Annotated in this window: 21 protein-coding genes; all 21 read left to right on the top strand. The window is 70.2% G+C overall.

Annotated features, from left to right (window positions below):
• Nucleotides 1-18 precede the first annotated feature (18 nt).
• Nucleotides 19-612 (top strand): bifunctional pyr operon transcriptional regulator/uracil phosphoribosyltransferase PyrR, encoded by a 594-nt coding sequence (gene pyrR / locus C5B96_RS05090; RefSeq protein ID WP_104243586.1) that lies wholly within the window; start codon nucleotides 19-21, stop codon nucleotides 610-612.
• Nucleotides 609-1,580, top strand: coding sequence for an aspartate carbamoyltransferase catalytic subunit (locus C5B96_RS05095; protein ID WP_104243588.1), 972 nt, complete (start codon nucleotides 609-611; stop codon nucleotides 1,578-1,580). The genes pyrR and C5B96_RS05095 overlap by 4 nt, the downstream gene beginning before the upstream one ends.
• On the top strand, nucleotides 1,577-2,932 hold the full coding sequence (locus C5B96_RS05100; protein WP_104243590.1) for a dihydroorotase: 1,356 nt from the start codon (nucleotides 1,577-1,579) through the stop codon (nucleotides 2,930-2,932). The genes C5B96_RS05095 and C5B96_RS05100 overlap by 4 nt, the downstream gene beginning before the upstream one ends.
• Nucleotides 2,929-3,570: a hypothetical protein gene (locus tag C5B96_RS05105; protein ID WP_104243592.1), complete on the top strand. Its 642-nt coding sequence runs from the start codon at nucleotides 2,929-2,931 to the stop codon at nucleotides 3,568-3,570. The genes C5B96_RS05100 and C5B96_RS05105 overlap by 4 nt, the downstream gene beginning before the upstream one ends.
• Nucleotides 3,567-4,712, top strand: coding sequence for a glutamine-hydrolyzing carbamoyl-phosphate synthase small subunit (gene carA / locus C5B96_RS05110; RefSeq protein ID WP_104243594.1), 1,146 nt, complete (start codon nucleotides 3,567-3,569; stop codon nucleotides 4,710-4,712). Before C5B96_RS05105 ends, carA begins: the two co-directional genes overlap by 4 nt.
• Entirely contained in the window at nucleotides 4,712-8,026 is a 3,315-nt protein-coding gene (gene carB, locus C5B96_RS05115; protein ID WP_104243596.1) for a carbamoyl-phosphate synthase large subunit, read from the top strand. The genes carA and carB overlap by 1 nt, the downstream gene beginning before the upstream one ends.
• Nucleotides 8,023-8,982 (top strand): orotidine-5'-phosphate decarboxylase, encoded by a 960-nt coding sequence (pyrF, locus tag C5B96_RS05120; protein ID WP_104243598.1) that lies wholly within the window; start codon nucleotides 8,023-8,025, stop codon nucleotides 8,980-8,982. Before carB ends, pyrF begins: the two co-directional genes overlap by 4 nt.
• Entirely contained in the window at nucleotides 8,973-9,968 is a 996-nt protein-coding gene (gene gmk / locus C5B96_RS05125; protein ID WP_369826442.1) for a guanylate kinase, read from the top strand. Before pyrF ends, gmk begins: the two co-directional genes overlap by 10 nt.
• Before the next feature lie 52 nt (nucleotides 9,969-10,020).
• Nucleotides 10,021-10,287, top strand: a complete 267-nt coding sequence (gene rpoZ / locus C5B96_RS05130) for a DNA-directed RNA polymerase subunit omega (protein WP_104243599.1) — start codon at nucleotides 10,021-10,023, stop codon at nucleotides 10,285-10,287.
• 89 nt (nucleotides 10,288-10,376) lie between these two features.
• Complete coding sequence (locus C5B96_RS05135) at nucleotides 10,377-11,702, top strand: phosphopantothenate--cysteine ligase family flavoprotein (protein ID WP_104243601.1); 1,326 nt, start codon at nucleotides 10,377-10,379, stop codon at nucleotides 11,700-11,702.
• On the top strand, nucleotides 11,699-12,895 hold the full coding sequence (gene metK / locus C5B96_RS05140) for a methionine adenosyltransferase (RefSeq protein ID WP_104243603.1): 1,197 nt from the start codon (nucleotides 11,699-11,701) through the stop codon (nucleotides 12,893-12,895). The genes C5B96_RS05135 and metK overlap by 4 nt, the downstream gene beginning before the upstream one ends.
• Entirely contained in the window at nucleotides 12,892-15,177 is a 2,286-nt protein-coding gene (locus C5B96_RS05145; RefSeq protein ID WP_233189011.1) for a primosomal protein N', read from the top strand. Before metK ends, C5B96_RS05145 begins: the two co-directional genes overlap by 4 nt.
• Nucleotides 15,174-16,094, top strand: a complete 921-nt coding sequence (fmt, locus tag C5B96_RS05150; protein WP_104243605.1) for a methionyl-tRNA formyltransferase — start codon at nucleotides 15,174-15,176, stop codon at nucleotides 16,092-16,094. Before C5B96_RS05145 ends, fmt begins: the two co-directional genes overlap by 4 nt.
• Entirely contained in the window at nucleotides 16,091-17,749 is a 1,659-nt protein-coding gene (locus tag C5B96_RS05155; protein ID WP_369826441.1) for an RsmB/NOP family class I SAM-dependent RNA methyltransferase, read from the top strand. The genes fmt and C5B96_RS05155 overlap by 4 nt, the downstream gene beginning before the upstream one ends.
• 170 nt (nucleotides 17,750-17,919) lie before the next feature.
• Entirely contained in the window at nucleotides 17,920-18,582 is a 663-nt protein-coding gene (rpe, locus tag C5B96_RS05160; protein ID WP_104243606.1) for a ribulose-phosphate 3-epimerase, read from the top strand.
• Between the two features lie 9 nt (nucleotides 18,583-18,591).
• Entirely contained in the window at nucleotides 18,592-18,855 is a 264-nt protein-coding gene (locus C5B96_RS05165; protein ID WP_104243608.1) for a phosphoribosyl-ATP diphosphatase, read from the top strand.
• A gap of 23 nt (nucleotides 18,856-18,878) precedes the next feature.
• Complete coding sequence (gene hisG, locus C5B96_RS05170) at nucleotides 18,879-19,718, top strand: ATP phosphoribosyltransferase (protein WP_104243610.1); 840 nt, start codon at nucleotides 18,879-18,881, stop codon at nucleotides 19,716-19,718.
• A gap of 1 nt (nucleotide 19,719) precedes the next feature.
• The gene (hisF, locus tag C5B96_RS05175; protein WP_104243612.1) at nucleotides 19,720-20,481 is read left to right on the top strand and encodes an imidazole glycerol phosphate synthase subunit HisF; all 762 of its coding nucleotides are present in this window, start codon (nucleotides 19,720-19,722) and stop codon (nucleotides 20,479-20,481) included.
• Complete coding sequence (hisI, locus tag C5B96_RS05180; RefSeq protein ID WP_104243614.1) at nucleotides 20,478-20,930, top strand: phosphoribosyl-AMP cyclohydrolase; 453 nt, start codon at nucleotides 20,478-20,480, stop codon at nucleotides 20,928-20,930. Before hisF ends, hisI begins: the two co-directional genes overlap by 4 nt.
• Before the next feature lie 5 nt (nucleotides 20,931-20,935).
• Complete coding sequence (locus tag C5B96_RS05185; RefSeq protein WP_104243656.1) at nucleotides 20,936-22,504, top strand: anthranilate synthase component I; 1,569 nt, start codon at nucleotides 20,936-20,938, stop codon at nucleotides 22,502-22,504.
• On the top strand, nucleotides 22,501-23,295 hold the full coding sequence (locus tag C5B96_RS05190) for a Trp biosynthesis-associated membrane protein (RefSeq protein WP_104243616.1): 795 nt from the start codon (nucleotides 22,501-22,503) through the stop codon (nucleotides 23,293-23,295). Before C5B96_RS05185 ends, C5B96_RS05190 begins: the two co-directional genes overlap by 4 nt.
• Nucleotides 23,296-23,337: the final 42 nt, after the last annotated feature.

Here is a 23,337-nt window from a genome sequence, read left to right on the forward strand (position 1 = left end):
GGAGAAGGGAGTCAGGGAATGGCGCGCACTGTGCTGTCTCAGGCTGACATTTCGCGGGCGCTGACCCGCATCTCGCACGAGATCCTCGAGTCCAACCGCGGAGCCGCGGGGCTCGTCATCCTCGGCGTTCCGACGCGCGGCGTGTTCCTAGCCCGGCGCATCGCAGAGATCATCCAGCGTATCGAACCGGGTGCACCGGCCTCGCTGGTGGGGGCGCTCGACGCGACGATGTACCGCGACGACCTCGCCCGGAACGTGACCCGCACCCCGCAGCCGACCGACATTCCGGCCGGGGGAGTCGACGGCAAAACCGTGGTGCTCGTCGACGACGTGCTCTACTCCGGCCGCACCATCCGCGCGGCGCTCGACGCACTCAGCGACATCGGCCGCCCGCGCGTGGTGAGGCTCGCCGTGCTGGTCGACCGCGGGCACCGCGAGCTGCCGATCCGCGCCGACTTCGTGGGCAAGAACCTGCCGACCTCGACCGACGAGCGCATCAACGTGCGGCTCGGCGAGGTCGACGAGGTCGAAGAGGTGAGCATCGAAGGCCCGAGGGTCTTCCACGACGGCTACGACGAAGGCAGCGACGAACCCGACGGAGGCACCCGTTGAGGCACCTCCTGTCGACGAAGAACCTGAGCCGCGACGAGGCCCTGCAGATCCTCGACGTCGCCGAAGACATGGCCGCGGTCAACGAGCGTGAGGTCAGGAAGCTGCCCGCCCTCCGCGGCAAGACGATCGTGAACCTCTTCTTCGAGGATTCCACCCGCACGCGCATCTCGTTCGAGGCTGCCGCCAAACGCCTGAGCGCCGACGTCATCAACTTCAGCGCCAAGGGGTCGAGCGTCTCGAAGGGCGAGAGCCTCAAGGACACGGCGCAGACTCTGGCGGCGATGGGTGCCGACGGCGTCGTCATCCGGCACCACGCCAGCGGTGCGCCGCAGGTGCTCGCCGAGAGCGACTGGATCGACGCCCCCATCGTGAACGCGGGCGACGGCACGCACGAGCATCCCACCCAGGCGCTGCTCGACGCCTTCACGATCCGGCGTCGGTTGTTCGGCAGCACGAGCCGCGGCCGCGACCTCGCCGGTGTGAGCGTGGTGATCGTCGGCGACATCCTGCACTCCCGCGTCGCGCGTTCGAACCTGTGGCTGCTCGAGACGCTCGGTGCCGCGGTGACCTTCGTCGCGCCGGCCACACTCATTCCGTTCGGCGCCGAGGCGGCGAACTGGCCGGCGGCAATCAGCTACGACCTCGACGGAACGCTCCGCGAGACGCGGCCCGACGTCGTCATGATGCTGCGCATCCAGAGCGAACGGATGAACGCCGCCTTCTTTCCCAATGCCCGCGAGTACGCGCGAGAGTGGGGTCTCGACGACGCGCGGCTCGCCGCGCTCGGCCCCGATACGATGGTGATGCACCCCGGCCCCATGAACCGCGGCCTGGAGATCTCCGCTGCGGCAGCAGACTCGCCCCGGTCGACCGTGCTCGAGCAGGTCGCGAACGGAGTCTCCGTGCGCATGGCGGTTCTCTACCTGCTCGTGTCGGGCCAGGCCGGCGAAGGAAAGGCGAACGCGTGAGCAACCCCACCTACCTGATCGTCGGGGCGACCCTCCCGACCGGCGAGCGAGCCGACCTGCTGGTTCAGGATGCCCGGCTCACCCATGTCGGGCGTGACGCCTCCGGCGAGAGCAGCAGCGACGCCATCCGCATCGACGCCGACGGCCTCGTCGCGCTGCCCGGGCTCGTCGACCTGCACACCCACCTCCGGGAGCCCGGCTTCGAGCAGAGCGAGACCGTGCTGAGCGGCACCCGAGCCGCCGCGGCGGGCGGTTTCACGAGCGTCTTCCCGATGGCGAACACGCTTCCCGTCTCCGACACCGCCGGAGTGGTCGAGCAGGTCATGACGCTCGGCGACGACGCGGGCTACGCGACCGTGCGCCCCATCGGCGCCGTGACGGTGGGCCTCGCCGGGGAGCGCCTCAGCGAGATCGGCGCAATGGCGCACTCGAAGGCCCGCGTGCGGGTGTTCTCCGACGACGGCAAGTGCGTGCACGATTCGCTGCTGATGCGCCGCGCCCTCGAATACGTGAAGACGTTCGATGGCGTCGTGGCGCAGCACGCCCAGGACCCGCGGCTCACCGAGAACGCGCAGATGAACGAGGGCGCCCTCTCGAGCGAACTCGGGCTGAAGGGCTGGCCGGCCGTCGCCGAGGAGTCGGTCATCGCCCGCGACGTGCTGCTCGCCGAGCACGTGGGAGCACGGCTGCATGTCTGCCACGTCTCCACCGCCGGGTCGGTCGAGGTCATCCGCTGGGCGAAGTCCCGCGGCATCGTCGTCACCGCCGAAGCCACCCCGCACCACCTGCTGCTGACCGAAGACCTGGCGCGCAGCTACGACGCCCGGTACAAGGTGAACCCGCCCCTTCGCCGCGACGAAGACGTGCGCGCACTGCGGGAGGGCCTCGCCGACGGCACGATCGACATCATCGCGACCGACCACGCCCCGCACCCGAGGGAGTCGAAGGAATCGGAGTGGGATGCGGCGAGCTTCGGCATGGTCGGCCTCGAGTCGGCGCTGAGCGTGGCCCAGACGGCCCTGGTCGACACCGGCCTGCTCACCTGGAACGACATCGCCCGGGTGCTCTCCCGCACCCCCGCCGAGATCGGCCGGCTCGCCGACCACAGCCACTCCTTCGAACCCGGGTCGCCGGCGAACTTCGCCCTGCACGACCCGAGCACGTCGACGACGTTCGAGCTCGACCGCCTGGCCGGCAAGAGTGACAACTCGCCGTTCCTCGGCCGCACCCTCTCGGGTCGCGTGGAGCACACCTTCCATCACGGGTACCCGACCGTCTCCGCCGGCCGGGTGCTCGCGAGCGACACCGTCGCGGCCTCGGCCGCGCGCTGGAAAGCAGGTATCACCTCGTGAACAATCTCGGCCCCGCCCTCATCGTGTTCGCGGTTCTGGTCGTTCTCTACCTCGGCATGCTGCTCGGCTGGCGCGCGCGAAAGCGACGCCAGGCCGGCTTCGCCGCCGCCGCTGTGACTCCGCAGGATGCCGGTGCTCTGCTCCTGGAAGCCCCCATGCTCTACGTGGCGACCACTCCCGCGAACAAGCCGCTCGAACGCCTCACCCTCCCCGGGCTCGCGTTCCGCGGCAGGGGAACCTTCATCGTCTGGGAGAAGGGCGTGACGCTCTCGATCAACGGTGAGCCCGACGTCTACGTTCCGTTCGGCAACATCCGCTCGATCGGAACCTCCACCTACACCATCGACCGCGTCGTCGAGTCGGGCGGGCTCGTACGCCTCGACTGGACCACGCCCCTGGTCGGCGACGAGAGGGCCCGCACGGTCGCCGCGACAGCGGGTGCCACCCGCACTGAGAAGCGGGCCATCCTGGCTGCCGCAGCCGCGGGCGACCGACCCTCGACCGCGAACATCGAATCGTACGTACGCATCCTCGACACCGCCGACAGCGCCCGCGTGCTGAGCACCGTGCAGGCGCACCTCCCCGCAACAGACACCCCCGACTCAGACACCCCGAAACAGGAAGGCCAGGTCGCGTGATCGCCACCGAACCGGCAGTATTCGTTCTCGAAGACGGCAATCGCTACGTCGGACGGGCCTACGGCGCCCGCGGGCGCACCTTCGGCGAGGCCGTCTTCGCCACCGGCATGACCGGCTACCAGGAAACCCTCACCGACCCGTCGTACGCCGGCCAGATCGTCATGATGACGGCCCCGCACATCGGCAACACCGGCACCAACGACGAAGACCTCGAATCGGCCCGCATCTGGGTCTCGGGCTACGTCGTGCGCGATCCCTCGCGCATCGTCTCCAACCACCGTGCGACCCGGTCGCTCAACGACGATCTCGTGCGTGACGGCGTGGTCGGCATCAGCGGCATCGACACCCGCGCGGTCACCCGGCACCTCCGGTCATCCGGTGCCATGCGAGCGGGCGTGTTCTCGGGGCCTGATTTCGAGCTGGCTCCGGATGCCCAACTGCGCCTGGTGCGGGAGAGCGCAGAGATGGCGGGGCAGAACCTCTCCAATCGGGTCTCGACGCCCGAGCGCTACACGGTCACGGCCGTCGGCGACAGGGTCGGATCGGTCGCGGTGCTCGACCTCGGGGTGAAGACCTCGACACTGAACTACCTCGCTGCGCGCGGCTTCGACGTCGAGGTGCTGCCCGAGTCGACCAGCTCGGCCGAGGTGCTCGCGCTCGAGCCCAGTGCGCTCTTCTACTCGAACGGGCCCGGCGACCCCGAGGCATCCGAAGGCCATGTGCAGGTGCTGCGCGACGTTCTGCGGGCCGGGGTGCCGTACTTCGGCATCTGCTTCGGCAACCAGCTGCTCGGCCGCGCGCTGGGCTTCGGAACCTACAAGCTGCCCTTCGGTCACCGCGGCATCAACCAGCCGGTGCTCGACCGCACGACCGGTCGGGTCGAGATCACGAGCCAGAACCACGGCTTCGCAGTCGACGCGCCGCTCACCGGCGTCGTCGACAGCCCCGCCGGCTTCGGCCGGGTCGAGGTGAGCCACATCAGCCTCAACGACGACGTGGTGGAGGGCATCCGCTGCCTCGACATCGACGCGTTCAGCGTGCAGTACCACCCGGAGGCGGCCGCGGGCCCCCACGACTCCATGTACCTCTTCGACCGTTTCAGAGACATGGTTCTCGCTCTGCAGAAGGATGAGATCAAGTAATGCCCAAGAGAGACGACATCACGAGCGTTCTGGTCATCGGATCGGGCCCCATCGTCATCGGCCAGGCGTGCGAGTTCGACTACTCGGGCACGCAGGCCTGCCGGGTGCTGCGCGAGGAGGGCGTGCGCGTCATCCTGGTGAACTCGAACCCCGCCACGATCATGACCGACCCCGACTTCGCCGATGCAACCTACGTCGAGCCGATCACGTGGCAGGTCATCGAGAGCATCATCGCCAAGGAGAAGCCCGACGCGATCCTGCCGACCCTCGGCGGCCAGACCGCCCTGAACGCGGCGATCGACCTGCACACCCACGGCATCCTGGAGAAGTACGACGTCGAGCTGATCGGTGCGAACTTCGAGGCGATCAACAAGGGCGAAGACCGGCAGATCTTCAAGGAGCTGGTGCTGCAGTGCGGCGCCGATGTGGCCCGGTCGTACATCGCGCACACCGTCGACGAGGCGGTGGAGTACGCCGAAGACCTCGGGTACCCGCTGGTCGTGCGCCCGTCGTTCACGATGGGGGGCCTCGGATCGGGTTTCGCCTACACCGAAGCAGAGCTCAGGCGCATCGTCGGCGACGGGCTGCACCAGAGCCCGACCACCGAGGTGCTGCTCGAAGAGTCGATCCTCGGCTGGAAGGAGTACGAGCTCGAGCTCATGCGCGACACAGCCGACAACACGGTCGTCGTCTGCTCGATCGAGAATGTCGACCCCGTGGGCGTGCACACCGGCGACTCGATCACGGTCGCACCGGCGCTCACGCTGACCGACCGCGAGTACCAGAACCTCCGCAACATCGGAATCGACATCATCCGCGCGGTCGGCGTCGACACCGGTGGCTGCAACATCCAGTTCGCGATCGACCCGGCGAACGGCCGGGTGATCGTCATCGAGATGAACCCGCGGGTGTCGCGGTCGTCGGCGCTGGCTTCCAAGGCGACCGGCTTCCCCATCGCGAAGATTGCGGCGAAGTTGGCGATCGGTTACCGGCTCGACGAGATTCCGAACGACATCACCAAGGTGACGCCCGCCTCGTTCGAGCCGACGCTCGACTACGTGGTCGTGAAGGTGCCGCGCTTCGCGTTCGAGAAGTTCCCGGCCGCCGACGCGACCCTCACCACCACCATGAAGTCGGTCGGCGAGGCGATGGCCATCGGCCGAAACTACTCCACCGCCCTGCAGAAGGCACTCCGCTCGCTGGAGAAGCGCGGCTCGTCGTTCCACTGGGACGGTGACGCCGCCGCACTGTCGAAAGAGGCGCTGCTGGCGGTCGCCGCGGTTCCGACCGACGGGCGGATCGTCACGGTGCAGCAGGCCCTCCGCGCCGGCGCCTCGATCGAGGAGGTCTTCGAGGCCACCAAGATCGACCCGTGGTTCATCGACCAGATCGTGCTGATCAACGAAGTGGCCGACACCGTCGCCTCCGCTCCGCTGACCGATGAAGACACGCTCCGGCTCGCCAAAGACCATGGTTTCTCCGACGTGCAGATCGCCGCTCTGCGGGCCACGACCGAAGACGAGATCCGGGCGATCCGGTACGGCCTGGGCGTTCGCCCGGTGTTCAAGACCGTCGACACCTGCGCGGGGGAGTTCCCGGCGCTGACGCCCTACCACTACTCGTCGTACGACTCCGAGACCGAGGTCTCGGCATCCGATCGCCGCAAGGTCGTCATTCTGGGCTCCGGTCCGAACCGCATCGGCCAGGGCGTGGAGTTCGACTACTCCTGCGTGCACGCGTCGTTCGCCCTCTCCGACGCCGGGTACGAGACGATCATGATCAACTGCAACCCCGAGACGGTCTCGACCGACTACGACACCAGCGACCGCCTGTACTTCGAGCCGTTGACGCTCGAAGACGTGCTGGAGGTCATCCACGCCGAGTCGGCGAGCGGTGAACTCGTCGGCGTCGTCGTGCAGCTCGGCGGCCAGACCGCCCTCGGCCTCGCCAAGGGGCTGAAGGCCGCTGGCGTGCCGATCCTGGGCACGACCCCCGAGGCGATCGACCTGGCCGAGGAACGCGGGCTGTTCGCGGGGATTCTGGATGCCGCGGGCCTCCTCGCCCCGAAGAACGGCACGGCATTCGACTACGCGTCGGCGGTGACCGTGGCCGAGGAGATCGGCTACCCGGTGCTCGTGCGCCCGTCGTACGTGCTCGGTGGCCGCGGTATGGAGATCGTCTACGACAGCCCGTCGCTCGAGGACTACTTCGTGCGCGTGGCGGGCCAGGGCATCGTGGGGCCGTCGCATCCGCTGCTGGTCGACCGTTTTCTCGACGACGCGATCGAGATCGACGTCGACGCGCTCTACGACGGCGACGAGCTCTACATCGGCGGCATCATGGAGCACATCGAAGAGGCGGGCATCCACTCCGGCGACTCATCGTGCACGCTGCCGCCCGTGACGCTCGGCCAGGATGTCATCTCGCGCGTCAAGACGGCGACGCTCGGCATCGCCGCGGGTATCGGTGTGCGCGGGCTTCTGAACGTGCAGTTCGCGATCGGTGCGGGCATCCTCTACGTGCTCGAGGCGAACCCCCGGGCATCCAGAACCGTACCGTTCGTGTCGAAGGCGCTCGGCATCCCGCTCGCCAAGGCGGCATCGCGCATCATGGTCGGCGACTCCATCGCCCTGCTGAAGCAGGAGGGTCTGCTGCCGGTGATCGACGGGTCGATCGTGCCGTTCGACGCGCCGGTGTCGGTGAAGGAGGCCGTGCTGCCGTTCAAGCGGTTCCGCACCAAGGAGGGCCTCGTCGTCGACTCGGTGCTCGGGCCGGAGATGCGCTCGACGGGTGAGGTGATGGGCATCGACCGCGACTTCCCCCGGGCGTTCGCGAAGAGCCAGGAGGCCGCGTACGGCGGGCTGCCGCTGTCGGGTTCGGTCTTCGTCTCGGTCTCCGACCGCGACAAGCGCGCGATCGTGCTGCCGGTGCTGCGCCTGCAGCAGCTCGGTTTCGAGATTCTGGCGACGGCCGGCACGGCCGAGGTGCTGAACCGCAACGGCATCAGGGCGCGCATCGTTCGCAAGTACTCGCAGGGCGTGGATGCGTCGACGGACGAACCGACGATCGTCGATCTGATCAACCGCAACGAGGTCGACATCGTGATCAACACCCCCTCGGGGCGGTCGGCCAGGGCCGACGGGTACGAGATCCGCGCGGCGGCGGTGGCGGCCGACAAGCCGCTCTTCACCACCATCGCCCAGCTCGGCGCCGCGGTTGCGTCGTTCGACGGGCGGAAGGCGGGCTTCACGGTGACGAGCCTGCAGGAGTACGCGTGGGAGCGCTCGGAGGCGCTGGAGCGGGCCGCACTGTGACGGTCGGCTCGGGTGCGGGCGTCGGTGCGGGCTCGGGTGCGGATTCGGCTGCGGGATCGGATGCGGGCTCGGGTGCGGGCTTCGGTGCGCGGCTCGCGGAGGTGTTCGCCACCCGCGGGCAGCTCTGTGTCGGCATCGATCCGCACGACTACCTGCTCGACGCCTGGGACCTGCCGCGATCGGCCGCCGGGGTGCGCGAGTTCGGTCTGCGGGTGGTGGATGCCGCGGCCGGCCGGGTGGGCATCCTGAAGCCGCAGGTGGCGTTCTTCGAACTGCACGGGTCGGCCGGTTTCGCGGCCCTGGAGCAGGTGCTCGAGGCGGCTAGGGCCGCCGGCCTGCTGGTGATCGCCGACGCGAAGCGGGGCGACATCGGAACGAGTGCGGAAGCTTACGGGCGGGCCTGGCTCGAGCCGGGTTCGCCGCTGGAGGCCGATGCGGTGACGCTCGCGGCCTACGCCGGTGTCGGCTCGCTGGTGCCGGTGTTCGAGCTCGCCGAGCAGCACGGCAAGGGAGCGTTCGTGCTGAGCGCCACGTCGAACCCCGAGTCGTTCGCCCTGCAGACGGCGCGCGCGAGCTGGCAGGGAGAGCACTACTCCTCCTCAGGGCTCGTCGCCGAAGAAGTTCTCACACACAACCGGGCCCAGGCGGGATCCGGCCACGGCGGCACGGGCCGCATCGGTAACATCGGACTCGTGCTTGGAGCTACGAAGAACCTCACCGACTACGGGATCGACCGCGGCGGCCTGTCGGCCGGCCCGGCCGTTCCGGTGCTGGCGCCCGGCTTCGGGTTCCAGGGCGCGACGTTCGCCGATGTGCGGCGGGTGTTCGGGCCGCTGGCGGGGTCGACGGTGGTCGCCGTGTCGAGGTCTGTGCTGCAGGCCGGTCCGCGAAGGCTCGAGCAGAGCATCCAGAACCAGGTCGACGAACTCGCCGCCGCGATCGGGGCATCCCAGTGAAGCCGCCGGAGGTCGACAGGATCGCCGCCTCACGGGCAGCCGTTGCAGCCCGTCGTGCCCGGGCCGAGGTGAAGAACGCCGTCGTCGCCGGAACGCGTGACGCCTCCGACGTCGTCGCGGCAGGCCTGGCCGACCCGGCCGGCGCGGAGGGCAGCCTCCGTGTGCGCGAACTGCTGCTGTGTATCCCGGGTCTCGGCCCGGTGCGCGCCGAGCGGGTGCTCGACCGGCTCGGCATCTCGCCGTCGAAACGGGTGGGCGGTCTCGGCCGGCACCAGCAGGGGCGGCTGCTGCAGTTCCTGGGGGAGCGCGCTGGTCGAGCCGGTGAGGCATCCGACGGCGCCTCGGCCCAGGCCGGAACGGCGGCGAACGGTGCGGCGGGCGGCGTGGGCGCGGGTGGCGGGTCGGCGGCCACCGTCGACACGAAGCTCGTCGTGCTCGCGGGGCCGACGGCTGTCGGTAAGGGCACGGTGTCGACCTACATCCGCGAGAACTATCCCGAGGTGAAACTCTCGGTCTCCGCCACGACCCGCAACCCGCGCCCCGGCGAGATCGACGGCGTCAGCTACTACTTCGTGACCGATGACGAGTTCGACCGCATGGTCGCGGAGGGCGAGTTCCTCGAGTGGGCTGTCGTGCACAACCAGTCCCGCTACGGAACGCCGCGCGGGCCGGTGCAGGCCGCGCTCGACTCCGGGCGCAGTGTTCTGCTGGAGATCGACATCCAGGGGGCGAGGCAGGTGCGGGCATCCATGCCGGAAGCTGTTCTCGTCTTTCTGCTGCCGCCCACCTGGGAAGAGCTGGTGCGCCGTCTGATCGGCCGCGGCACGGAATCGGGCGAGGAGCAGGCGCGCCGGCTCACGACGGCGAAGGTCGAACTGAAGGCCCAGAACGAGTTCGACCACCGTGTCGTGAACAACAAGGTCGAAGATGCGGCGCAGGAGGTCGTAGACTTGATGAATATTTCCGCTCTGCCCGCCCCGGCATGAGCGACGGTCTGTTCCGCTTTCAGACGCCATCCCCGATTCAAGGAGTAACCCCATGCCAGCCAAACCCCTCGGCATCATCGACCCGCCCATCGACGAACTGCTCTCGAAGGTCGACTCCAAGTACGCCCTCGTCATCTTCGCGTCGAAGCGCGCCCGCCAGATCAACGACTACTACGCCGACCTGCACGAAGGCAGCCTGTTCGACAACGTCGGGCCGCTCGTCGACTCCGGCATCGACGACAAGCCCCTGTCGATCGCGCTGCACGAGATCAACGAAGACAAGCTCACGGTGAAGGCGAACGCGCCCATCCCCGAGTAGTCAACCCTCCTGTTCGAAGAGCTCGCCGTCGCATCCCGACGGCGGGCTCTTCGTTTTCGTGCCCGCCACCGACCTGCCAGAGTAGGACCATGAACATCGTCGTCGGAATCACCGGGGGAATCGCCGCATACAAAGCCGTCGGCGTCGTTCGCGGCTTCGTGCTGGCCGGCCACACCGTGCAGGTCATCGCCACCGAGCACGCCCTGCGCTTCGTCGGCAAGCCGACCCTCGAAGCGATCTCCCGCAACACGGTGCACACCGACCTCTACGAGGGGGTCGCCGAGGTGCGGCACGTCGCTCTCGGCCAGGCTGCCGACCTCATCGTGATCGCCCCGACGACCGCGAACACCCTCGCCAAGCTCGCGGGCGGGCTCGCGGATGATCTGCTGGGCAACACGGTGCTCGCCAGCCGCGCGCCCGTTCTCCTCGCTCCCGCGATGCACACCGAGATGTGGCAGAACGCCGCCACGGTGGCGAATGTGGCCACCCTGCGGTCGCGGGGGTTCCACCTCATCGGCCCGGCGGTGGGGCAGCTCACCGGTTCGGACTCCGGGCCGGGGCGGATGTCGGAGCCCGACGAGATCGTCGCCGCCGGCCTTGCGCTGCTGCCCGGCGGGTCGGCGGCCGGCGACGCCGTCGTCGGTGGTGCTGCCGATGCACTGCCGGCCGTTGATGGACTCGGCGACGCCCTCGTCGGTGGTGCCGCCGATGCGCTGCCGGCCGCCGACGGAGACCTGAAGGGGCTCCGCATCCTGATCTCCGCCGGGGGAACCCGCGAGCCGCTCGACCCGGTGCGCTTTCTCGGCAACCGCTCCAGCGGCAAGCAGGGCGTCGCCTTCGCCGAGGCCGCCCTCAGCCGGGGCGCGCGCGTGACCCTCGTGGCCGCGCACCTCGAGGTGCCCGCGCCCCGGGGCGCCGAGGTGCACGCGGTCGAGACCGCCGAACAGCTGCGTACCGAGATGGTCGCGCTGCTGCCCGAGAACGACATCGTCATCATGGCGGCCGCCGTCGCCGACTACCGGCCGCGGGAGGTCGCAGAGGGCAAGATCAAGAAAGACGTCACCGGCGACGTGCTGACCCTCGAGCTGGTGAAGAACCCCGACATCCTGGCCGAGCTCGCGGCCGATCGTGCCCCGGACCAGACGGTCGTCGGGTTCGCCGCCGAGACCGCCGCCACCCGCGAGGAGCTTCTCGAGCTCGGTCGCACGAAGGCCGCCCGCAAACGTGCGGACTATCTTGTCCTCAACAGGGTGGGTTGGTCGGAGGGTTTTGCCACAGACGGCAACACGGTCGTGGTGCTCGATGCGGCCGGGCATATAGTGATCGAGGCCACCGGCTCGAAGCTGTCAGTGGCAAACAGCATTCTGAATGTGCTGGCAGACACCGGCAGTTCGATTCCCCCAGGAGCACTATGACCACCCTTCGCCTGTTCACGTCCGAGTCCGTCACCGAAGGCCACCCCGACAAGATCTGCGACCAGATCTCCGACAGCATCCTCGATGCCCTGCTGACCGTCGATCCGACGAGCCGGGTGGCCGTCGAGACGCTGGTGACCACAGGCCTCGTGCACGTCGCGGGCGAAGTGACGACCGAGGGGTACGTCGACATTCCCACGATCATCCGCGAGCGGGTGAACGCGATCGGCTACACCTCGTCAGACATCGGTTTCGACGGCAACAGCTGCGGCGTCTCGGTGTCCATCGGGGCGCAATCGCCCGACATCGCGCAGGGCGTCAACAACGCGTGGGAGACGCGGCAGGGCGTCGCCGACTCCGACCCGCTCGACCGCCAGGGCGCCGGCGACCAGGGCATCATGTTCGGCTTCGCGACCACCGAGACCCCCCAGCTGATGCCGCTGCCGATCTGGCTGGCGCACCGGCTCTCCGAGCGCCTCGCCGAGGTGCGCAGGACCGGGCAGCTCGACTACCTGCGACCCGACGGCAAGACGCAGGTCACCATCGGCTACGACGGGCTGGTCCCGCGCACGGTCGAGACGGTGGTGCTCTCGACGCAGCACACCCCGAGCGTGTCGAGCGAGCAGCTCGAGCGCGACGTGGCCGAGCTGGTCATCCGTCCGGTGCTCGACGACGCCCCGCTCGACTCGGCGGCGGCGCAGTTGCTGATCAACCCCACCGGCCGGTTCGAGATCGGCGGGCCGCAGGGCGACGCCGGCGTCACCGGGCGCAAGATCATCGTCGACACGTACGGTGGCGCGAGCAGGCACGGCGGCGGCGCCTTCAGCGGCAAAGACCCGTCGAAGGTCGACCGTTCGGCCGCCTACGCGATGCGCTGGGTGGCGAAGAACGCGGTCGCCGCCGGCTTCGCAGACAAGCTCGAGGTGCAGATCGCCTACGCGATCGGCAAGGCCGCCCCCGTCGGTCTCTACGTTGAGACGTTCGGCACGAACCATGTGCCCGAGCAGCGCATCATCGAGGCCATCCGCCAGGTGTTCGACCTGCGGCCGGCCGCGATCATCCGCGACCTCGACCTGCTCCGCCCGATCTACGCCCAGACCGCGGCCTACGGCCACTTCGGCCGCGAGCTGCCCGACTTCACCTGGGAGCGCCTCGACCGCGTCGCAGACCTGCAGGCCGCCGCGGGGTTGTGACCGCCGCCGAGCCCGCCCCGCCGCCCGCGGCCGCGTCGGCGCGTGCGGTGGCGCCGGTCGCGGTGGGGTCTGCGCCTGCCTCGGCCGACGCGGGCACCGTGGTGGCGCGTGTGATGCTCGAGTCGCCGCTGCCGCAGCTCGACCGGCTGTTCGACTACCGCATTCCCGCTGCGCTGCTGCAGGATGCCCAGCCGGGCGTTCGCGTCAAGGTACCGTTGCGCTCGGCCGGCCGGGTGTCGCGGGCCTACATCATCGAGGTCACCAGCCATGCCGACTATGTGGGCACGCTGAGCGACATCGAGGAGGTCGTGTCGCCGGTCCCCGTGCTGACCCCCGAGGTGTGGGAGCTCGCCCGCCGCGTCGCCACCCGTGCCGCGGGCAACGCGAGCGACGTCGTGCGCCTCGCCGTGCCGCCCCGCACGGTGCGCGTCGAAAAGGCCTGGCGCGCCCGCCAGGAGGCGGCAGAGGCCACCCGCGTCCAGCCCGCCGCGTCCCCTGGCCTCGCCACGCCGTCGGCACTCCCTTCTGCCACCGCCACCACCTCGGCACCAGCCGACCCCGCCACCACCCTCGAGACCGTCGCCGCCGACACCGCCACCACCCCCGCGACAGACGACGCCGACACCACCAGCACCACTGCCGCGGCGGCAGCCACCGGGGGCGGAGCGGGCGCCGCGACGGCGCCGAGCCCGGGCATCCGCGGGTACGGCGACCGCGTCGTCGAGGCGGCCCTCGCACAGCGGGCGCGGTTCGCGCTGACCGCGGTGCCGACCGTGCGGCAGACCGCGGAGGGCGCCTGGGTCGGCGCGTGGGCCGAGACGATGGCCGCCATGGCTGCCGTCACCCTCGGGCTCGGTCGATCATCCATTCTCGTCGTACCCGACTACCGCGACCAAGAGCAGCTCGAGACCGCCCTCCGCGGGGCCGGAGTCGACGCCGCAAGCATCTCGCCCCTCGACGCCCACCAGACCAATCCCGAGCGCTACGGACACTTCCTCGAGTGCCTCGAACCCGTTCCCCGCATCATCGTCGGCACCCGCTCGGCCGTCTACGCACCCGCCCACGAACTCGGCCTGATCGCCCTGTGGGACGAAGCCGACCCCCTGCACGACGAACCCCTCAGCCCCTACGTCAGTTCGCGTGACGCCGCGCTCGTGCGGCAGGAGCTGAGCGGCTCCGCCCTGGCGTTCGTGTCGCACGCCCGCAGCTCCGAGGTCGAACGGCTGGTCGAGATCGGCTTCCTCCGCGACATCGAGCAGAGCCCGCGGTTTCTGCCGAACGTCATCCCGACCTCGGCGCAGGTCTCGAACGATCGGCTCGCGCAGTCCGCGCGCATCCCGTCGAGCGCCTGGAACGCCGCCCGCAAGGCCCTCGAGACCGGCCCGGTTCTCGTACAGGTCGCCCGCCCCGGTTATGCGCCCGTGCTCGCCTGCGCCAGCTGCAACAACCCGGCGCACTGCCTGGTCTGCGACGGCCCGCTCCGCACCGCCACCCGCAACTCCCCGCCGTCGTGCGCGTGGTGCGGCGCCATCGCGGCGCAGTGGCAGTGCCGGCACTGCGAGGGCACGACGTTCCGTCTCGTGGGCCAGGGCAGCGCCCGCACCGCCGAAGACCTCGGCCGCGCGTTTCCCTCCACCCGCATCATCGTCAGCGACGGCACCCGTTCGCTCGGCGACGTGGGGTCGGCCCCCGCCCTGGTGATCGCGACGCGCGGCGCGGAACCGGTCGCGGCGGGCGGCTACCGGGCCGTTCTCCTGCTCGACGGCGAACGGATGCTCGCCCGCGAGTCGCTCACGGTCGCCGAGGACTGCCTGCGCTGGTGGTCGAACGCGATCGCCCTCGCGGCCCCACGCGCCCCCGCCATCATCGTCGGCGTCGGCGGCGAACTCGCCCGCACCCTCGTCACCTGGCAGCACAACCGTTTCGCCAGCGCCGAGCTCGCCGACAGGCGCCGCCTGCGCTTTCCGCCCGCCGTGCGCATCGCGACGGTGCGGGGCACGCCCGAGGCGGTCTCCCGGGCCGTCGCCGAGCTCCACGATTCGGTGCAGGGCGAAGACAGCGCGAAGATAGACGTGCTCGGCCCTGTGCCCGAGGAGGCCGACGACTTCGTGCGTTCCATCGTGCGGTTCGACTACTCCGTGGGTGCTCTGGTCGCCTCGACCCTGCGAGCGGCGGTCATCAAGAACGCGACGAGCCGCCGCAAGATCCCCGGCAAACCCGCCAACTACCGCCCGCCACCCACCCTGAGGGTGCGGTTCGACGACTTGGAGATCCTCGATTGAGACTGGTTTTCGCCGGAACCCCCGAGGTCGCGGCCCCCACCCTCCGCCGGTTGGCCGCCGAGCACGAGGTCGTCGCTGTCATCACGCGAACGGATGCCGCCCAGGGCCGCAAGCGGGTGCTCACCCCGTCGCCCGTGGCCGGTGTCGCAGAAGATCTCGGCATCCCGGTCATCAAGACGAACCGCCTCGACGACCGGGTGACGGCCGAGATCGCTGCGCTCGAACCGGAGCTCGGCGTGATCGTGGCGTACGGCGGGTTCGTGCGCGAGCCGCTGCTCAGCACCCCACGCCTCGGCTGGATCAACCTGCACTTCTCGCTGCTGCCGCGCTGGCGCGGCGCCGCACCGGTGCAGCACGCCGTCATCGCAGGTGACGCGGTGACGGGGGCATCCGTCTTCCAACTGGTCGCGGGAATGGATGCCGGACCGATCTTCCAGACGCTCAGAACGCCGATCGGGGCGCACCAGACCGCCGGCAGCCTGCTCGACGCTCTCGCCGACGAGGGCGCCGGGCTCATCGCCGAGGTGGTCGACGGGCTCGCGGCCTCGACCGCCGTCGCCACCGAGCAGACGGGGGAGCCGACCCTCGCGCCGAAGCTCAGCCTCGAGGACGCCCGGCTCGACTGGCGGCAGGGTTCGGCGGAGGTCTACCAGCGCCTGCGCGGCGTGACGCCCGAACCCGGGGCGTTCACCACGATTGCGGGGGAGCGCTTCAAGATCCTCGAGGCGGAGCCCGCGCGCGACACGCCGCCGCTGGAGCCCGGGCACATCCGTCTCGTCGACCGGTCACCGCTGGTCGGCACCGCGGATGCGCCGCTGCGGCTTCTGCGCGTGCAACCGGCGGGCAAGAAGGCGATGGCGGCGGCAGACTGGTGGCGCGGGGTCTCCGAGCAGACGGATGAGGTGGTGGCGGAGTGAGCGGCACGAACGGCAACGGCGGCACATTCGGAGGCGGCACAGGCGGTGGCGGGTCGCAGCCCGAACGCCCCAAGCACGGGCGGAGCGGCGCGAACCAGGGCCGCGGTGCGGCACCTGCGCGTGGCGGCGCCAGCAGGGACAGGGGCCGCGGGCACGGCACCGGCCGCGACCGCTCGGGTACAGCGCCCGGCCCCCGCGAGCGCACCCAGAGCGGCACCGCCGTGCAGCCCGCCCGTCGTATCGCGTACGAAGTCATCCGTGCGGTGCGCGAAGACGACGCCTACGCGAACCTGCTGCTGCCCACGAAGCTCGCGCGCGCAAAACTCAACACGGCCGACGCCGGACTCGCCACCGAACTGACCTACGGCACGCTCCGGCTGCGCGGCTACTACGACCGGGTCATCGAGCTGGCGGCGAACCGACGCATCGACGAGATCGATGGCCCCCTCGTCGACGTTCTCGAGCTCGCCGCACACCAGCTGCTCTCGCTGCGCGTCGCGAGCCACGCCGCCGTCAACGAGGCCGTCGAGCTGGCCCGGGTGGTCGGCTCCCGGTCGTCGACCGGTTTCGTGAACGGAGTGCTCCGCACGATCACCCGCTCGACCCCCGAGCAGTGGCAGGACCGCGTGCTGCTGAGCGCCGAGGGCGAAGACGGTCGGCTCGAAGTGCTGTACTCGCATCCGGCCTGGATCGTGCGCGCCTTCCGCCGCGCCCTGCTCACCGACGCCGCGCCCACCGCGCCTGTCGCCGACACGGCCGCCACCCCCACCTCCGCAGACCGCGCAGCGATCGCCGAGGTCGACCTCGTCGCCCTGCTCGAGGCCGACAACGAGCCCGCGCGCCTCGGCCTGATCGCCCTCCCGGGCCTCGCCGACCGCGACGCCATCACCGCAGACGGGCATCCCTCGCCCTACTCGCCCTTCGGCTTCATCACCGATTCGGGCGACCCCCGCGACATCCCGCAGGTCGAAACGGGCACCGTGCGCGTACAGGACGAGGGTTCGCAGCTCGTGGCCCTCGCGCTCACCCGCGCCCGGCCGGTCGAAGCCGGCGAGCGCTGGCTCGACCTCTGCGCCGGGCCCGGCGGCAAATCCGCTGTGCTCGCCGCCGAAGCGCGCGAGGGCGGCGCCACCCTGACCGCGAACGAACCCGTGCGCGCGCGGGCAGAGCTCGTACGGAACGCCCTCGCCGCCATCCCCGACCCGCCCGAGGTGTGGGAGCTCGACGGCACCACCGTCGGCGAGAGCCACCCGGCCGAGTTCGACCGCATCCTCGTCGACGCGCCCTGCACCGGCCTCGGTGCCCTGCGCCGCCGTCCCGAGGCGCGCTGGCGCAAGTCGCCGAAAGACGTCGCAGAGCTCGTCGCGCTGCAGTCCCGCCTCATCGACGCGGCTGTCGCGGCGCTGAAGCCCGGCGGCATCCTCGCCTACGTCACCTGCTCGCCGCACGTCGCCGAGACGCGCGGGCAGGCGACGGATGCCCTGCGGCGCCATGCCGGGGTGCTCGAACCCCTCGCCACCCAGGCCACGCTGCAGCACCTCGCCGACGCCCCGCTGGCCCTCGGTACCGACCCCACCCAGGCGCAGCTCTGGCCGCACGTGCACGGCACCGACGCCATGTTCATCGCCCTCTTCCAGAAGAGCCCCGCCGCCTGATCCCTCCCGCTCGCCGCGCTCGGCCAACCCCGGGCGCGGCGAGCGAGGGGGCGCAAAACGTCCCTCCGGCCCCGGGATCACGACGATATGCGTCCCCTCGATCATCGCGGCAGAGCGCGCGACGCGCGCCGCAGAGGCAGGCGCGGGGGCGCCCGGCTAGGCTGAAAGACGTGCCCGTGAGAATCGACCCCAGCATCCTTGCCGCCGACTTCGCGAACCTCGAGAGCGAGATCGCGCGGGTGGCGAGCGCCGACCTGATCCATGTCGATGTCATGGACAACCACTTCGTGCCGAACCTGACCCTCGGCATCCCCGTCGTCGAGAGCCTGCAGCGCGTCTCGCCGCTGCCCCTCGACCTGCATCTCATGATCACCGACGCCGACCACTGGGCCCCCGTGTACGCCGAGACCGGCGCCTACTCGGTCACCTTCCATGCCGAGGCGGCGACGGATGCCGTTGCCACCGCCCGGCGCCTGCGGGAGATCGGCGCCCGCGCCGGCCTCGCGGTGAAACCCGGCACAGACATCGCCCCCTACCTCGACCTCCTCGCCGAATTCGACATGCTGCTGATCATGACGGTCGAGCCCGGATTCGGCGGCCAGTCGTTCATGGCCGACACGATGCCGAAGCTCGCCCAGGCCCATGCAGCCGTGGCGAAGAGCGGCCTCGACGTCTGGCTCCAGGTCGACGGCGGCATCAGCGAGAAGACGATCGAGATCGCCGCAGCGGCAGGCGCCGACACCTTCGTCGCCGGGTCGAGCGTGTTCGGCGCAGAGAACGCAGCGGCCCAGATCGACCTGCTGCGCGAGCTCGCCGCGAAACACAGCCACTAATCTAGAAGTGTGAAGACCTTCGACACCCTGTTCGAGGAGCTCGGCGAGAAGCAGAGACTCCGGCCCGAGGGCTCCGGCACCGTGCGCGAGCTCGACGCCGGCGTGCACGCCATCGGCAAGAAGATTGTCGAAGAGGCCGCCGAGGTGTGGATGGCGGCTGAGTTCCAGAGCCTCGACGAGACGGCCGAAGAGATCTCGCAGCTGCTCTACCATCTGCAGGTGATGATGCTGGCGAAGGGCCTGAGCCCCGCCGACGTCTACAAGCACCTCTGACCACACCCCACGAAAGACCACTGATGCTGAAAATCGCGGTACCCAACAAGGGTTCGCTGTCGGAGACCGCTGCCCAGATGCTCGCGGAGGCCGGGTACCACGGCCGCCGCGACCCGCGTGAGCTCGTCACCGCCGACCCCACGAACAACGTGGAGTTCTTCTACCTGCGCCCCCGCGACATCGCGACGTACGTGGGTTCGGGCGCTCTCGACGTGGGCATCACGGGCCGTGACCTGCTGCTCGACTCCGAGTCGCCGGCCACCGAGGTCGCCGAGCTCGACTTCGGCGGGTCGACCTTCCGGTTCGCCGCCCCCGCGGGCGAGTTCAGCGAGTTGCACCAGCTGCAGGGCCGACGGGTCGCCACAAGCTACCCGGGCCTGGTCGGAGCGTTCCTCGCCCAGACGAACGTCACCGCGACCCTCGTCAAGCTCGACGGCGCCGTCGAATCGGCAGTTCGCCTCGGCGTGGCGGATGCCGTGGCCGACGTCGTCTCGACGGGCAGCACGCTGCGGAAGGCCGGCCTCGAGATCTTCGGTCCGGTCATCCTGCAGTCGACCGCCGTTCTCATCTCCTCCGGCGCACAGAGCGCGGGCGCAGACACGCTGCTCCGCCGGCTGCAGGGTGTGCTCGTCGCCCGCCAGTACGTGCTGATGGACTACGACGTGCCCCGCGCCCACCTCGACGCGGCCACCGCGATCACGCCCGGCATCGAGTCGCCGACGATCTCGCCGCTGGCCGACCCCGACTGGGTCGCCGTGCGCTCCATGGTGCCGCGCGCAGAGACGAACCTCGTGATGGACTCCCTCTGGGAGGTCGGGGCGCGCGCCATCCTGGTCAGCCCGATCCACGCCGCGAGGCTGTGAGATGACCCTCGCCGTACGCGTCATCCCGTGCCTCGACGTGGCCGCCGGTCGCGTCGTCAAGGGCGTCAACTTCGAGAACCTGCGCGACGCGGGCGACCCCGTCGAACTCGCTCGGCTCTACGCGGCGCAGGGGGCCGACGAGATCACCTTCCTCGACGTCACCGCAACGGTCGACGAGCGCGCGACCACCTACGACATCGTGCGGCAGACGGCCGAGCAGGTCTTCATCCCGCTCACGGTCGGCGGGGGAGTGCGCTCCGCCGAAGACGTCGCGCGCCTGCTGGCGAGCGGCGCCGACAAGGTGGGGGTCAACAGCGCGGCCATCGCCCGCCCCGAACTTCTCGGCGAGATCGCCGACCGGTTCGGCGCCCAGGTGCTCGTGCTCTCGCTCGACGTCAAACGGGCATCCGGTACCGAGTCGGGCTTCGTCGTCACGACGCACGGCGGTCGCCGCGAGACGACTCTGGATGCCCTGGCCTGGGCCCAGCGCGCGATCGAACTCGGCGCAGGTGAACTGCTCGTCAACTCGATCGACGCCGACGGCACCAAAGACGGCTACGACCTGGAGCTGATCCGCCTCATGAAGGGGCTCAGCAGTGTTCCGGTCATCGCCTCGGGCGGCGCAGGAAAGGTCGAGGACTTCCCCGAGGCGATCGCGGCCGGCGCAGACGCCGTGCTCGCGGCATCCGTGTTCCACAACCGGGAACTGACGATCGGCGACGTGAAGGCCGCCCTGGCGACGAGTGGAGTGACGGTTCGATGAGCGACCAGGCGACACCGGCCCTCCCGCTCGACGTCGAATCGGTCATCGCGCGTGCGCACTTCGACGAGAAGGGGCTTCTGCCGGCGGTGATCCAGCAGTTCGACAGCCGCGAAGTGCTGATGCTCGGCTACATGGATGCCGAGGCCCTCCGCCGCACGTACACGACCGGCCGCGTGACATTCTGGTCGCGCTCACGGCAGGAGTACTGGCGAAAGGGCGACACCTCCGGCCACGCGCAGTACGTGCACGACGCCGCCCTGGACTGCGATGGAGATACCCTTCTCGTACAGGTCGACCAGGTCGGCGTGGCCTGCCACACCGGCACGCGAACCTGCTTCGACGCAGACCACCTCGCCCCGGCCGTCGGCACCCCCCGGCCCGCGACGGACACCCACGACACGACTGACACCCACGACACGACTGACACCCACGACACGACAGGCGGATGACGGCGATGGCAGAACCCCGCACCACCACGACGACCCGCGACGAGTTCGACACCCTGCTCGACAGCCATCGCGTTCTGCCGGTCATCCGCACCCTCTTCGCCGACGGTGAGACGCCGGTGGGCATCTACCGCAAGCTGAGCGACAACCGGCCGGGCACCTTCCTGCTCGAGTCGGCCGCGCAGGGCGGCGTCTGGTCGCGGTTCTCCTTCATCGGCGTGTCGAGCTACGGCGTGCTGAGCGCCGACGGTGACCGCGCGGTCTGGATGGGGTCGGGTCTGAACACCGCGCGCGCCTTCCCGCACGGCATGCCCTCCGGGCCGCTCGAAGCCCTCGCCGAGCTCTACGAGGAGTGGAAGACGCCCGCGATCCCCGGGCACCCCCCGCTCACCGGGGGCCTCGTCGGCTTTCTCGGCTGGGAGACCGTTCGCCAGATCGAGCGCCTCCCGAACCGCCCACCGGCCGACTTCCCGATGCCGAGCCAGGCCCTCTCGTTCGTCTCCGACCTGATCGCTGTCGACCACCTGCTCGGCACGGTCATCCTCGTCTCCACCGTTCTCGCCGACGGTGACGCCGGCCGGGGTTCGGGTGACTCGGGCGGCAGAGGCGCCGACGCCGACGAACTGTGGCGGGATGCCCAGGCCCGACTCGACTCGATGCAGCACCGGCTCTCCCGGCCCGCGGAGGCCTGGCTCGCCGATGCCGACTTCAGCCTGGCGGCGGCTCCGGATGCGCGCACCACGAAGCCGGAGTTCCTCGCCTCTATCGACGTGGCCAAGCAGCACATCGTCGACGGCGACATCTTCCAGGTCGTCATCGCCCAGCGTTTCGACCTCGAGTGCACGGCCGATCCGATCGACGTCTACCGGGTACTCCGCACGCTGAATCCGAGCCCGTACCTCTACCTGCTGAACCTCGAATCGCCCGCGCGCGAACCCTACGCGATTGTCGGGTCGAGCCCCGAGGCGCTGGTCAAGGTCGGTGACGGCAAGGCGTTCACGCACCCCATCGCGGGTTCCCGCCCCCGTGGCGGCACTGTCGACGACGATCTCGCCCTCGAGACCGATCTGCTCGCCGACCCGAAGGAGCGCGCCGAGCACCTGATGCTGGTCGACCTCGCCCGCAACGACCTGCTGAAGGTGTGCCGGGCGGGCTCCGTCGAGGTGACCGAGTTCATGCGCATCGAACGATTCAGCCACATCATGCACATCGTGTCGTCTGTCGAGGGCGATCTGGCTCCGGATGTCACGGCCATCGACGTCTTTCGCGCCACGTTCCCCGCCGGCACCCTCTCCGGTGCGCCCAAGCCGCGCGCGATGCAGATCATCGACGAGCTGGAACCCGCCCAGCGCGGGCTCTACGGCGGAGTGGTCGGCTACTTCGACTTCGCCGGCGACGCCGACCTCGCCATCGCGATCCGCACCGCCGTCATCCAGAACGGTGTGGCCCGGGTGCAGGCCGGCGGCGGCCTCGTGGCCGACTCCGACCCCGACTCCGAATTCCTCGAGTCCCAGAACAAGGCGGCCGCACCGCTCCGCGCGGTGGCCATCGCGAACGCCATGACGAGGGTCGGATGAGCGGCGACGGGGCTGTTCGGCCCGAAGAGTCACCCGCCCGCGAGACCGACCTGCGTGCATCCCGTGCGCGCCGGCTGAAGTCGTACACGATCCTCGCCGTCATCGTCTGGAGCGCCCTGGTCTTCCTCGCCTGGTCCCAGCCGTGGTTCACCCTCGACGCCCAGGGCCGGTCGAACGACATCGTGCGGGTGACGGTGCAGGGGGCAGCGGCTGCGCCCGCTCTCTCGGCCCTCGCCCTCGCCGGGCTGGCGCTGTCGGCCGCCCTCGCGATCGCGGGGCGCGTGATCCGGGCCATCCTGGGCGTACTCGAACTCGTGCTGGGCGTCTCGATCACGGTCTCGTCACTGTCGGCGCTGGCAGACCCGGTGCAGGCCGGCCAGTCGGCGATCACTACTGCCACCGGCGTCGCCGGCACGACGTCGATCGGCCAGATCGCGACGACGGCCGGCACCGAGGCCTGGCCGTTCCTCGCGATCGTCGCCGGGGCGCTCATGGCGCTGACCGGTGTCGCGATCGTGCTGTCGCTCCGCCGCTGGCCCGAGTCGGGTCGCAAGTACCAGCCCGTCACGTTCCGGGCCGCCGACGGGCGCACCGCCGGGCATCCGGCCGACCTGATCGTGACCGACGACGACCACGACGCCGACGACCACGACGCCGAGGCCGTCGACGCCACGACGCGCGACGACATCACCGACGCCGACGACACCACACCCCGCGATGTCGACACCGCACGCAACCGCGCCGTCGACAGCTGGGACAGCCTCACCCGCGGCCAGGACCCGACGGACTGACGCCCGCCCGGTACACTTGACTTGACCCGCGTACACACTTTT

The sequence above is a fragment of the Subtercola sp. Z020 genome, assembly GCF_002931235.1.
Lineage (GTDB): Bacteria > Actinomycetota > Actinomycetes > Actinomycetales > Microbacteriaceae > Subtercola.